This window comes from Streptococcus sp. CF8_St5-11 (genome assembly GCF_024295625.1).
Classification (GTDB): Bacteria; Bacillota; Bacilli; order Lactobacillales; family Streptococcaceae; genus Streptococcus.
The window spans coordinates 272,767-286,336 of record NZ_JANCOJ010000002.1 but is presented as its reverse complement, the minus strand read 5'-3'; the positions used below and the strand labels follow the sequence as shown (position 1 = coordinate 286,336).

Annotated in this window: 11 protein-coding genes; 2 read left to right on the top strand and 9 right to left on the bottom strand. The window is 43.6% G+C overall.

Annotated features, from left to right (window positions below):
• Positions 1-10: 10 nt before the first annotated feature.
• The 3 genes from NMM13_RS05110 to truB all read right to left on the bottom strand — a co-directional run bounded on the left by NMM13_RS05110 (position 11) and on the right by truB (position 2,558).
• Positions 11-412, bottom strand: coding sequence for a Spx/MgsR family RNA polymerase-binding regulatory protein (locus NMM13_RS05110; protein ID WP_021152971.1), 402 nt, complete (start codon positions 410-412; stop codon positions 11-13).
• Between the two features lie 309 nt (positions 413-721).
• The gene (locus tag NMM13_RS05105) at positions 722-1,657 is read right to left on the bottom strand and encodes a bifunctional riboflavin kinase/FAD synthetase (RefSeq protein ID WP_254727779.1); all 936 of its coding nucleotides are present in this window, start codon (positions 1,655-1,657) and stop codon (positions 722-724) included.
• Positions 1,658-1,661: 4 nt separating this feature from the next.
• On the bottom strand, positions 1,662-2,558 hold the full coding sequence (gene truB, locus NMM13_RS05100; protein ID WP_254727781.1) for a tRNA pseudouridine(55) synthase TruB: 897 nt from the start codon (positions 2,556-2,558) through the stop codon (positions 1,662-1,664).
• Between the two features lie 181 nt (positions 2,559-2,739).
• On the opposite strand from truB, the gene NMM13_RS05095 reads away from it, so the two are divergent.
• The gene (locus tag NMM13_RS05095; RefSeq protein ID WP_254727783.1) at positions 2,740-4,056 is read left to right on the top strand and encodes an FAD-containing oxidoreductase; all 1,317 of its coding nucleotides are present in this window, start codon (positions 2,740-2,742) and stop codon (positions 4,054-4,056) included.
• 34 nt (positions 4,057-4,090) lie between these two features.
• Here the strand turns inward: NMM13_RS05095 and NMM13_RS05090 are convergent, their stop codons facing one another.
• The 3 genes from NMM13_RS05090 to pcrA all read right to left on the bottom strand — a co-directional run bounded on the left by NMM13_RS05090 (position 4,091) and on the right by pcrA (position 8,783).
• Positions 4,091-4,861 (bottom strand): alpha/beta fold hydrolase, encoded by a 771-nt coding sequence (locus tag NMM13_RS05090; RefSeq protein WP_173019402.1) that lies wholly within the window; start codon positions 4,859-4,861, stop codon positions 4,091-4,093.
• A gap of 33 nt (positions 4,862-4,894) precedes the next feature.
• Complete coding sequence (locus NMM13_RS05085) at positions 4,895-6,169, bottom strand: DUF2130 domain-containing protein (protein ID WP_201037173.1); 1,275 nt, start codon at positions 6,167-6,169, stop codon at positions 4,895-4,897.
• A gap of 328 nt (positions 6,170-6,497) precedes the next feature.
• Positions 6,498-8,783 (bottom strand): DNA helicase PcrA, encoded by a 2,286-nt coding sequence (gene pcrA, locus NMM13_RS05080; protein ID WP_254727785.1) that lies wholly within the window; start codon positions 8,781-8,783, stop codon positions 6,498-6,500.
• Between the two features lie 152 nt (positions 8,784-8,935).
• Here pcrA and NMM13_RS05075 point away from each other — a divergent pair, with 152 nt between their 5' ends.
• A complete protein-coding gene (locus NMM13_RS05075) occupies positions 8,936-10,129 on the top strand; it encodes a cation diffusion facilitator family transporter (protein ID WP_254727787.1) in 1,194 nt (397 codons plus the stop codon).
• Positions 10,130-10,216: 87 nt separating this feature from the next.
• On the opposite strand, the gene lepB is transcribed toward NMM13_RS05075, so the two are convergent.
• The 3 genes from lepB to pfkA all read right to left on the bottom strand — a co-directional run bounded on the left by lepB (position 10,217) and on the right by pfkA (position 13,531).
• Positions 10,217-10,777, bottom strand: coding sequence for a signal peptidase I (gene lepB, locus NMM13_RS05070; protein ID WP_003006560.1), 561 nt, complete (start codon positions 10,775-10,777; stop codon positions 10,217-10,219).
• 165 nt (positions 10,778-10,942) lie between these two features.
• Positions 10,943-12,448: a pyruvate kinase gene (gene pyk, locus NMM13_RS05065; RefSeq protein ID WP_254727789.1), complete on the bottom strand. Its 1,506-nt coding sequence runs from the start codon at positions 12,446-12,448 to the stop codon at positions 10,943-10,945.
• 69 nt (positions 12,449-12,517) lie between these two features.
• A complete protein-coding gene (gene pfkA / locus NMM13_RS05060) occupies positions 12,518-13,531 on the bottom strand; it encodes a 6-phosphofructokinase (RefSeq protein WP_118397106.1) in 1,014 nt (337 codons plus the stop codon).
• Between the last annotated feature and the right edge of the window lie 39 nt (positions 13,532-13,570).

Here is a 13,570-nt window from a genome sequence, read left to right as displayed (position 1 = left end):
GACATACTTCTTAGTTTATTTCTGCTCTTAGAGTGGCAGAGCGTAACTCTTGTTTGCGATAACTCCGTGGCAAGAAGGCCCGAATTTCATCTTCGTTAAAGCCAATCTGCATACGTTTGTTATCTAAAATAATCGGTCTCCGCAAGAGACTAGGATTTTCCTCAATCAGACGGATCAAGGCTGAGATGGATAAATCTTCAACATCAACATCCAATTTTTGAAAAATTTTTGAACGAGTTGAAATAATGTCGTCTGTTCCGTTTTCGGTCAAGGCCAATATACTTGTCAACTCCTGTTTGCTCAAAGGACTTGTCATAATATTGTGTTCTTTAAATGGAACATCGTGCTTTTTTAACCAAGCCCGAGCTTTTCGACATGATGTACAACTCGGTGATAAAAATAATGTAATCATGTGGTTCACTTCTTTTTTTATATATAACTATCTGACTCTATTATACAAAAAAAATAGGTGCTTGAAAAGCGCTTTTTTGATTTCTCGACGATTTTTCTGAATTTCAGTGGAAAAAAGAAATCCCTTTCATTTTTCCCAAGAAGAGGCCCGAAAAAAGAGAGTGGGACAGAAATCGGTAATTCGTTAGAATTCGATTTCGTCGTCCCACCTCCGCACAGTTGAGTAGGGCTGTAAAAGCTGATGAAATCAGCGTAGTAGAGCCCACTCAACCACTGCGTCTTGCTCGACAATCCAAAAACAATTGAGAGGCTAGGACTTCTGTCCCACTCTCTTGGTCCAGTTTCGTGAAACTGCTTCATCTTCTTCTAGTTGCGCCACTAGTTGATCGATCCCATCGAATTTGACCATTTCTCGAATCTTATCTAACCAATGAATGGTCAGGGTATGACCATAGATATCTCCTGTAAAATCAAAGAGATTGACTTCGAAACGAAGCTCTTTCCCATCAAAGGTGACATTTTTCCCGACAGAAGCCATCCCACGGTAGGTCTGCCCTTTAAAATCGACATCGACTACATAAACGCCATCTGATGGGAGATAGGTCCGATCAATCGGTGCTAGATTAGCGGTAGGATAGCCAATGGTACGGCCACGTGCATCTCCGTGCACGACGATTCCCCGACTGGATAAAGGGTGACCAAGTAGACGGGCAGCTTCTTGGACTCGTCCTTCTAGGATAGCTTGACGAATGCGGGTTGAACTAATCTTTTCCCCCTGATCCAATACAGGAGAAATGACTTCCACTTGACCATCAAAATAAGCAGCTAAGTCAGAGGCCGTTTTCTTATCAGAGCCAAAACTATAATCAAATCCAGCAATTAAAACTCGGGCCCTCAAGGCTTTGACAAATTGATCAACAAATTCTTTGGCTGTTTTAGAAGCAAAATCGGTCGTAAAATCAATGAGGAAGAGCTCATCCACACCTAGTTCGTTTAATTTTTGGAACCGATCCTCAGGACTCTGCAAATGAAGCAGTAATTCTGGTTGGTAGCGAACAAAGGCTAACTTAGGAGATTCAGGGAAGGTTAACAAAGAGACCTTCAAGCCTTTTTCATCCGCTATCTGACGCGCCTTTTTAAAGAGTTCTTGATGCCCCAGATGCAGGCCATCAAAGTAGCCCAGAACCAAAACTGTCTCATTCTCCAAATGGATCTGGTTAGCAGTAGTTATCGTACGAATATTCATGAATTTATTGTAACACACTTTCTGTGAGAAAGACTTTTCGAGGTTTGTAAAGTTCTTCTCTTTTTTCTAAAATGGCTACCAATTTTCCTTGGTAAAAAGCAGCCAACTCTCTGGAGTCACTCTCAACAGGAATAAAGCGTCCCACTTGGACTTCGCCAACCTCTTCTACTGTCAGCTCTACTTTTTCCAGATCCCCGGTGCCAATCTCAAGTGGATGAAGGAAGCTCAAATCTCCTTGGGCTACTTTTTCAGCCACTTCTTCTAAGGTCAGGGCATCATCTAGTGACAAACCGGCAGCACTGGTTCGGGTCAGATGAGACATATGGGCTGCGTAGCCCAGTTTTTGACCAAGGTCCACAGACAAGGTCCGGATATAGGTGCCCTTACTGCATTTGACCCGGAAACGAAAACGGGCTAGTCCTTCTTCATAGCTAATCTCACTGGTGCGCGTGAATTCATAAATGGTTACCTGCCGGACAGGCCGTTCCACTTCTTCTCCTGCCCGTGCATACTCATAGAGTTTACGTCCATTGACCTTGACCGCTGAATACATGGGCGGTACCTGCTCAATCTCTCCCACCATCTGGGCAATCATACGATCGACCTCTCCTGCATCTAAAGGGGCTTCCACTGGGGTCCGCTCTACGACTTCCCCACTGGCATCCTCCGTCGTGGTAGAAAATCCCAGAGTGATTTCTCCCTCATAGACCTTGCCCTCATCTTGCATGAATTCGACCATCCGGGTCGCCTTTCCAACTGCAATCGGAAGTACTCCCACCACATCTGGATCCAGCGTTCCCCCATGGCCGATCTTCTTAGTTCCTAAGATTTTTCGCAGTTTAAAGACCACATCATGTGAGGTCATGCCTGCTTCTTTTTTTACATTGATAATTCCGTCCATCTGATTTGCTCTTTCTAACTGTTTGTGTGACCATCCGGGCCACCGACCCTTTATTATACCACGAAACGAGACTTCTTGTCCCTCTTTCCCCCTTCCCATGAGCTCCTAAAAAATCCCGTAGCAGATTTCAGACTTTTTAATATGGGTTTGATACAATAGAAAGCGAAAGAAGGTGTAACATATGTTAATGTATGATGTTATTGTGATTGGATTTGGTAAAGCTGGTAAAACACTTGCAGCGAAATTATCAAGCCAAGGAAAAAAAGTCGCTCTAATTGAAAAGAGCAAGTCTATGTACGGTGGTACTTGTATCAATATCGCTTGTATTCCCACCAAGACCTTGATTGTTGCCGCAGAAAAAGGCTTGGATTTTGAGCAAGCCATGAATGAAAAAAATGCGGTCACTACTCGTCTCAATGGCAAGAACTACGCAACTATTGCTGGAACTGGTGTAGACATTATCGACGCGACGGCTCGTTTCGTTTCTAACAAGGTCATCGAAATTCAAGCTGGAGATGAAAAGGAAGAATTGACAGCTGAAACCATTATTATTAATACTGGTGCTGTACCAACTATCCTTCCGATTCCAGGATTGGCTGAAAGTAAATTTGCTGTGGATTCAACCGGTATTCAACGTTTGGAAAACCTACCTAAACGCCTGGGCGTCCTTGGCGGTGGACCAATTGGATTGGAATTTGCTCATCTCTATAATACCTTGGACAGCCAAGTAACGGTACTGGATGCTTCTGAAACATTCTTGCCACGGATCGAGCCCAGCATTGCAGCTCTTGCAAAAGGCTACCTGGAAGAAGATGGTATTCAATTCTTGGAAGGCGTTCATACCCAAGAAATCAAAGATGGCCAAAACAGCTTAACGGTTGTCACAGATAAGGGAGACTTCGAGTTTGATATCCTTCTCTACGCTACAGGACGTAAACCAAACACAGCTGGACTTGGTCTTGAAAACACAGATATCCAAGTCACTGATCGTGGAGCGATCCAAGTCAACCGTCATTTGGAAACCAGCGTCCCTGGTGTCTTTGCAGTTGGGGATGTCAATGGTGGTCCTCAATTCACCTACATGTCACTCGATGACTTCCGCATTGTCTTCAACTATCTTACAGGCGATGGTAGCTACAATCTCGAAACTCGTAGAAATTATGCGACAACACTCTTTATTGCTCCTCCACTTGCCCAAGTCGGCTTGACTGAGCAAGAAGCACGCGACAAAGGACTTCCAGTGGCTGTCAAAGAATTACCAGTTGCTGCCATGCCACGTGGCCATGTCAACGCAGACCTCCGAGGGGCCTTCAAAGCCGTTGTCAACCCAGAAACCAAAGAAATTCTTGGAGCGACGCTCTTTGGAGAAGCTGCAGGCGAACTCATCAACCTGATCACCATGGCCATGGACAACAAGATCCCTTATACTTACATCGCAAAACAAATCTTTACCCACCCAACCATGGCTGAAAACCTAAACGATCTCTTTGCGATTTAACTAACATAAAAAAGCTGGAAAATTCCAGCTTTTTTTAATTTAAGAATTCACAGACAGCCTCTTGAAATACTTTATTTTCTTCATAAAGAGCATGCCCAGAATGCTTAAGAATGAGGAGTTGACAACCCGAAATCGCTTTTGCTAGTTCCTTGGATCCGTCCACACCAATCACATCATCTTCAAGCGCACCAAGGACCAAGGTTGGACACTGAATTTCTTTTAAGACCTCAAGGCTATTATGTTCCAGGCAAGACTGAGACTGAATGGCTATTCTATTTTCATCTTTGATTCGCCCCAAGCGACCCATAATATTATAAAGCAACCGCCACTTTTGATAACTCTTTTGCGTGTAAGAATGCTTTGCAATATCCAGCATGAGGTCTCTAAAAGTTCCAGATTGACTAAGCTTTTGCCAATGCTCAATTCGCTCTCTAGCAAGTTGACTAGGTTTTGCAGTAGTCACGGCTAAGATGAGCTTTTGAACCTTTTCAGGGAAATCTACCACCAACCATTGGGCAATCATTCCACCTTGTGAAATCCCCATGACATAGGCTGTATCTATGTTTAGTGTCTCCATTGCTTCTGCTACATCTGCTGCCATATCCCGCGTCGTATAGCCCTGTCTCAACTCATTGATTCGAGAAAAAACATAGATTTTATATCGCTTAGCAAGTAGACGATACGAGAGAGAAAAGAGCTGTGCCTTTCCTTTAACGGTCTGCAATCCATCCCCCAAGCCTGGTATAATTACTAGAGGGTCCTTTCCTTTTCCAAATGTCACATAGTCCATGGTTTTCCCATTCATGGACAAGGTAGCGTTCTTAGCTGAATACAAAGATTATTCTCCTTTCAGAGCATCAAATTTAGCCTTCATGGTTGGATTCTTCCGAGTCAATTTTTTGACAGAAACATCATCCAACTTGTTGTTAGCGAGACGGAGTTGGTTTTCTGATGTAGTCAAGAACTTCTTGACTTCTTCCATCCGCTTGATGGCTTTGTCGATTTCATCGATGGCCTTGCCAAAGTTGACAGAAGCCGAATTGTAGTTCTTAGCAAAGGCAACTTTGAAAGCATCCAGGTCTTCTTCAAAATGAGTGATGTCAATGTTTTGTTCACGGACAAGCGCCAATTCCTGCTTGTATTTAAGGGAATTAAGGGCCGCATTGCGCAGGAGTCCAATGATCTGGATAAAGAACTGAGGACGGACGACATACATCTTCTCATACTCGTGGCTGACATCGACAATACCTGTGTTGAAGTAATCGTTATCTGCTTCAAGCATGGTCACTAAAACTGCATACTCACAGTTCTTCTCCCGACGATCCTTGTCCAACTCCTTGTAGAAATCCGCATTCTTATGCTTCTTCTCTGTCCCATCAGCTTCATTCTTCATCTCAAACATGATGGAGATAATCTCCACCCCATTTTCATCGCACTCGCGGAAGATAAAGTCGCCTTTAGACCCACGTGCAGAGACCTTGTTGTCCTTTTCAAAATAGGCATTTGGAAAGGCAAAACTGCGAACTTTGTTGAATTCACTTTCCGCATACTGTTCCAGACTTTCCCCGATGGCCTTGGTCGACTGTTGGGCCTTAAAATTCTTGTAGAACTCGACCTGTTCATTGGCTGCCTTAAGCTGGGCTTCGTAGTTTTGCTTGACAGAAGCTAGGGACAGTTCGTTTTCCTTCTCTTGAAGGAGCAATTGGTTTTGTACCTGATCACGCTCCTTCTCCAAATTAGAAAGCGTCTTTTGCAGTTGATTCTCATGCTCCAAGCGCAAGGTGGCCAACTGATTTTCCAGTGCTTGCACTTCTTTTTCTTTCTCTAGCAGGCTTTGGCTAGCTGTTTGCTCCACCTCTTTTTTGGCCAATTCTTTTTCGGTATCAAACTGTTGAATTTGGTTCTGTAATTGGGCAATTTCTTGGTCCTTCTTAGCTAACTTCTCTTGTTGCTCATTAAGGGCCTTTTGCTCAGCTAAAGCCAACTCTTGTCGAATCCGCTCATGAATTTCCTTGTCAAACTCAGCTGTCCGTACCTGTGACAAGAGTTCGCTGTATTGACTTTCATTGACTGTAAAGACTTCCCCACAGTTGGGGCACTTGATTTCGTTCATAGCATGCCTCTTTCTCTATTCTTAGTATATTATATCATGCCACCAGTAAAATCAAAACCAACAAACGAGGCTTGCTCCTACTATTTCCCTAGTTTATGACAGTGAATAGAGTAAATGAGAGAATTTAAGAAAGAAGAACAATGACCATTAAAACTTCCCGCCGTGAGAAAAGCAGTAGAAACAAATTTGTTTCTGCTGCTCGGTAGATTTGAGACGGAAGGCTCAAATCTAAGGTATGGAATCCCAAAGGGAGTCGCTACCGTCCGCCCTCACCTAAGGGAAGTTGATAAAAGGACAAAACCAGCAAGCTTAGCTTACTGGCTTTAGTTTATTTCTTTTCAATCGGAGCGACACTGGCCAAGAGTTTTTTGAGACCCACTTCTGGGAAGTTGATCTTGAGCTCTTGGGTACTACCACTACCAGAGACTTCTAGAACAGTTCCTTCGCCCCACTTCTTGTGAATGGCAATGTCGCCAATAGACCAAGCGACGCTTTCTTTAGCAGCATCTCGGTTACTATTGCCAAAGGGGAGGCTTGATGACGTGAGAGCACTTGGGGCTGCTTGTCTCTTGCGCTCTTGAAGGGCTTGTGACAGGCTCATGCCTTTTCCAAAGGTCGTTCCGCCTCCATTGCTATAAGAAGCCTTATAGCTAGTGTTGACTGGACGGGCTAATCCTTGGTAAGTCAATAAATCCGAGCTAATTTCATTGATGAAACGCGTTGGCCGGTTGTAGCTGGTCCGTCCAAAGAGCAAACGCGAGTTGGCATTTGTCAAGAAGAGAACCTTCTCTGCCCGCGTGATCCCTACATAAGCTAGGCGACGCTCTTCTTCCAACTCGTCTGGATCCTCTGCTGCACGACTAAGAGGAAAGACATTTTCTTCCATTCCAATCAAGAAGACGACTGGGAACTCCAATCCCTTAGCCGCATGAAGAGTCATCAAGGTGACTTCAGAAGTTTCTTGCGCCCCATCATCTGTATCGGCAATCAAAGCCAAATCGTTCAAGAAACGACTCAAGGTTTCCACACCTGTTTCGTCTTCGACGGTTTCCCCGTTTTCATCAAAATTCTTGGTAACAGACAGGAACTCTTGGATATTCTCGATACGGGCCTGACTTTCCAAATTCCCCTGATTGGTTAAGGCTGTCATATAACCCGTCTTGTCAAGGACTTCTTCGACCAATTCTGTAATGGTCAGCTGGTCCAATCTTTCTCTCAAATCAAGAATGAGATTGGCAAAGTCCCAGATGGCTTGGGCTGCCTTTCCTTTGATGCCTGAGAGCATGATATTGGCTGAAGCATCCAGGAGTGAAGACTCTTGCATTTGGGCAAAGTCACGAATCTTATCCACTGTACCTGGCCCGATTCCCCGCTTGGGTTCATTGATGATGCGCTCAAAACTAATATTGTCACTGAGGTTGGCAATCAAGTTCAGATAAGCAATGACATCCCGAATTTCCTTCCGGCTGTAGAATTTGGTGCCCCCCACCATAGTGTAGGGAATGTTGGACTTGAGCAAGGCTTCTTCAATGGTACGTGACTGGGCATTGGTCCGGTAGAGAACCGCAAAATCACGATGCTTATAGCCAGCTTCCCGACTGAGCTCTTCAATGGTTTTGGCAACAAAGACCGCTTCATCCTGCTCGTCATTAGCCCGGTAATATACAATCTCTTCCCCGTCTTCATTTTGTGTCCAGAGATTCTTCGGACGACGGTGGCGATTGTTTTTGATGACATCATTGGCTGCTTGCAAGATCGTCTTGGTCGAGCGATAATTCTCTTCTAGGAGGACGACCTTAGCTTCCTTATAATCCTTCTCAAAGTCCAGGATATTCTGCATATCTGCTCCCCGCCAGCCATAAATAGACTGGTCCGCATCCCCAACGACACAGATATTTTTAAAGCGTGAAGCCAAGAGTTTGACCAACTGGTATTGTGCATGGTTGGTATCTTGATACTCGTCTACGTGGATGTATTGGAACTTCTGCTGGTAATAGGTCAGCACATCTGGATGCTGATCAAAGAGACGCAAGGTCAGCATGATCAAATCATCAAAGTCCACCGCTTCTGACTGACGGAGTTCCTTTTGGTAAGCCTCATAACACTTGGCGACGATCTGGGTGTACATATCCCCCGCTTGGGCGGCATAAGCCACTTCATCAATTAAGTCATTCTTGGCATTGGAAATAGTTCCCAAAATGGTTCGTTCATTCCATTTCTTAGGATCCAAGTTTAACTGCTTGAGAATACGTTTCATCAGTGTTCGTTGCTCACCTGGATCAACAATGGTAAAGTTACGATTGTAACCAATGTGATCCGCATCGCGTCGAAGGATACGCACACACATGGAGTGGAAGGTGGCGATCAAGCAATCTTGGGTGGCTGGATTCAACTGATACGCCCGCTCCTTCATCTCCCGAGCGGCTTTATTGGTAAAGGTAATGGCCAAAATATTCCAAGGATTGACCATTTTTTCATCGATCAAGTAAGCGATGCGGTGGGTCAAGACACGTGTCTTACCCGAACCAGCCCCCGCCATGATCAAGAGGGGACCTTCCGTCGTTTGGACCGCCTCTGCTTGGCGATCATTCATACCATTCAATAAAGGATTCATCTCATACTCCTCATTCATTCAATCGTTCTATTATACCACAAAAACCGGTCTAGCTTCTTTTAAAAAAGGACTCATTTGAATTTCCCTTCCAAAAACGATATAATAGTAGCTTAAAGAAAACAGGTTCATATCCGAGGTTGTAGGAGGAAATTTTGGAAAAACCATACAGTAACTTAAAACTGGCCGAACGTGGTGCTATCATTAGTATTCTAGCCTATTTATTGCTCTCTTCAGTAAAATTGGCTACCGGCCATCTACTTCATTCATCCAGTTTGGTAGCCGATGGATTTAACAACTTATCTGATATCATCAGCAATGCTGCCCTGCTCATCGGGATTCGTCTTGCTCGCCAACCTGCTGACCGCGATCACAAATTTGGTCACTGGAAAATTGAGGATCTAGCAAGCCTAGTCACCTCCATCATTATGTTTTATGTTGGTTTTGATGTCTTACGCGATACCCTCCAAAAGATCTTCAGCAATGAAACAGTTAGCATTGATCCACTCGGTGCTGGTGTCGGAGTGGTTTCAGCCCTTGTCATGTTTGCGGTCTATCTTTATAACCGGACTTTAGCTAAGAAAGCTCAATCCAAGGCCCTCAAGGCAGCTGCCAAAGACAACCTGTCTGACGTGGTCACTTCTTTAGGAACCTCTGTTGCGATTGGAGCTAGTGCTCTTAACTATCCGATTGTGGACCAATTAGTGGCCATCGTTATTACCTTCTTTATCCTAAAAACTGCCTACGACATTTTCATTGAATCCTCCTTCAGCCTCTCCGATGGTTTTGATGAAAGTCTCCTGGATAAATACAAGGCGGCTATTCTGGAATTGCCAAAGGTCAGCCGGGTCAAATCCCAACGGGGACGGACTTACGGAAGCAACATTTACCTAGATGTCGTCATCGAAATGAATCCAGACCTCTCTGTTTATGAGAGCCATGCTATTACCGAAGAGGTCGAGCGCCTTCTCAAGGAACAGTTTGGCGTCTTTGATATCGATGTCCATGTGGAGCCAAGTTCTATCCCTGAAGATGAGATTCTGGACAATGTCCTTCTCAAATTAAAGACCTATGAGGAACGCTTGCAGGCTCAGCAGGAATACCAAACCCTCCTAGCAGACAACTTCACCCTCATCAATGAGTATGGCCAAGAAAGCCACAAAGAGGACCTGGTCCGTTTGCAGGAAGAACATCAAATTCCCTTTAAGAATTTCGAAATTGAATCTATCAGTCAAAAGACCAAATTGATTCGCTATGAGTTAAATGACCAGATCCATACCAGTCTCTGGCGGCGTCATGAACACTGGCAAAAGGTCTTTCACCAAATTACCAGTAAACAGAAAAAATAGAACCCTCTACCTCAATCTAACCAGAATAAAAAGCTACTGCAATTCTTTTTTGCAGTAGTTTTTTTGTAAGAAAAAATAGCCTTTCGGCTATTCTTCAACTTTTATAAATCCAAATTTATTGAGGGGGTAGAGGCGGAGATTGACAACTCCTTCGATCTGATTTTTATGGATATACCCAAATTCCCGACTATCTTCTGTATCCCCACGGTTATCATTTAAAACCAAGTAAGTATCCGATGGTACGCGGCCAGCCTTGGTTCCCTTTAACTCTGATAAGAAGAAATCATCCGTATAATACCCATTACTCGTTGGAGCCGCCAAGTGTTTATTCAGCATTTTATTTAGGTAAGGTTCTGGTGTTGCCTGTCCATTCAAATAGAGGACGTCATCTACGTAGCTGACTTCGTCGTTTTCTTTGGCAATAACACGTCCAAGGTATTCTTTTCCACCGACCTTGTATAAGACTAAATCACTGCGATCTACCTGAGCATTTCTAGTCGCTACCACAAGATCTCCAGTTTTCACAGAAGCATTGGCCATCTTATCATTGATACTAAATGGATGAAATACAAAGATTCGAAGCAAAATCAGTGCCAAAACCAGTACACCAACAATGATGACATTTCTAATTAAATCTCTCCTTGGCATGTATGTCTCCCTTCCTTTTTATTTATTATACCATGTTTTTGATCTTTAAAAAAGAGAAAGTAAGCATTAGTGAGAATTCTTATCAACACAAACCAGAAGAAAAAGAAAAACCTCGCGGCCGATCCTTTCGGACCAACCAGCAAGGCTTTCAGATATAATTGTCTATTAACGTACTGTACGGATACGCATTGTGTTTGTACGAACTGCTTCACCAAGTGGTACACCTGCAACGATAACGATATCATCACCAGATTGTACAAGACCAGCTTCAACTGCTTTGCGTTCAGCAATTTCAAACATGTCATCAGTTGATGATGGAGCTTCTGTCAACATTGGGATAACACCCCAGTTCAACATCAATCCACGTTCTGTCAATTCGTCAAATGTCAATGCCAAGATATCAGCATTTGGACGGTATTTAGAAATCAAACGTGCTGTGTGACCAGTCTTAGTAAGAGTTACAACCAATTTGATGTCCATTGAGTTTGTAGCATCTTTAACAGCTGAAGCCATAACTTCTGTCTTAGAGTTACGTTCAAATGAATCTGAGTTCAAACGTCCGTATTCTTTCAAAAGTGTTTGAGCGTTCTTGTCAATTGTAGCCATTGTTGTAACTGATTCAAGTGGGTATTTACCATTTGCAGATTCACCTGAAAGCATTGTAGCATCAGTACCATCGATAACAGCGTTGAAGACGTCAGATACTTCAGAACGAGTTGCACGTGGTTTTTCAGTCATTGTTTCAAGCATGTTTGTTGCAGTGATAACAACTTTACCAGCAGCATTCACTTTAGTGATAATCATTTTTTGGTAAACTGGAACCATTTCAAATGGTACTTCGATACCCATGTCACCACGAGCAATCATAATACCGTCTGCAGCTTCAATGATTTCATCTAAATTATCGATACCTTGTTGGTTTTCGATCTTCGCAAACAATTGAACGTGTCCATTACCAGTTTCTTCGCAGATTGCACGAACTTCATTTACGTCTTTTGCAGTACGTACGAATGAGATCGCGATGAAGTTGATACCTTGTTCCAAACCGAAGCGGATATCGTCGTTATCGCGTTCAGCAAGTGCTGGGAAAGGAATCTTAGTGTTAGGGATGTTTACACCTTTTTGTTTAGCGATGATACCATCATTTTCAACTTCAACGACAAATTCACGTTTTGCAGCGTCTTTTTCTACAACACGAAGACCCAATTTACCATCGTCAACCAATACTTGGTGTCCAACTTCAACGTCATCGAAGATGTCAAGTCCACCAGCAACGTTCAATGCGATAACATCACGAGTTGATTTGATGCCTTGTTTTGTAGCAACGCGGATACGTTCACCAGTTTTGTATGAATACTCTTTAGCTTCACCTTCAAACAATTCAGTACGGATTTCAGGACCTTTTGTATCAAGAAGGAAACCAACTTTTTTACCAGCGATTTCTTCTGCACGTTTAACAGTTGCCATACGTTCACCTTGTTCATGGTGGTCACCGTGTGAGAAGTTGAAACGGAAAGTGTTAGCGCCAGCTTCGATCAATTTAGCAATGTTTTGTGCTGAAGCTTCAACGTCAAGGTTTTCAGCCCAGTATCCATCTTCACCAAATTTTTTACCACCACGGATTTCTACCGCAGGACCCAAAGTTGCAACGATTTTTACACGTTTGTTCATGATATATATGACTCCTTTTTAAATATATCTGTCTTTTTAAGACAAGGTTAACGAATTTATGAAATAAAATTAAATTGAAGACAAGCTACGGTTCAACTCGGCAAGACCAAGATCAGCTTTATGTGGATTGTTTACCACAATCTTACCATCTTCTGTCAAGCTAAAGAGGGCTCCTTCTTCTGCGTTACCAAGGATTGGATTTTCCACCATTTTTTCATTGCGGATACCAACGGCTACACCACCGATTCCTTGTTTCAACAATTTAACTGCGTGTGCTCCCATACGTGATGCAAGAACACGGTCACGCGCAGTTGGTGAACCACCACGTTGGATGTGGCCAAGCTCAGTCACACGAAGGTCACTTTCATCACCAGCTTCTTTCAACGCTTTACCAAATTCATCTGCAGACATCACGCCTTCAGCCAAGATAATGATGTTGTGGGTACGACCTTTTGCGTAACCTTCTTTGATGCTCTCAACAACTTCTTCGATCTTGAATCCTTCTTCAGGGATGATGATTTCATCTGCACCAGATGCAATCCCTGCCCAAAGAGCGATATCTCCAGCATTACGTCCCATAACTTCAATTACGAAAGTACGGTGGTGACTAGATGAAGTATCACGGATCTTATCGATCGCGTCCATTGCAGTTGTGACTGCCGTATCAAAACCAATTGTAAAGTCAGTTCCGACGATATCGTTGTCGATCGTACCAGGAAGACCAACAGCTGGGAATCCAAGCTCAGTCAAGCGCATCGCACCATGGTAAGAACCATCTCCGCCAATAACGACAACACCTTCGATCCCGTGTTTCTTCAATTGCTCGATCCCTTTTAATTGACCTTCGCGTTGTGCGAATTCAGGGTAACGAGCTGAATGAAGGAAGGTACCACCACGGGAAATAATATCTCCAACAGATGAGGCGTCAAGGGGCTGAATTTTACCAGCAACCATTCCCGCATATCCATCATAGATACCGAAAACTTCCATTCCTTCTGAAATTGCTTGACGAACAACTGCACGGATGGCAGCGTTCATTCCAGGGGCATCTCCACCACTAGTTAAAACAGCAATACGTTTCATTTCGTTGTTTGCTCCTTTTTTTCTTTTACATTCTACGTA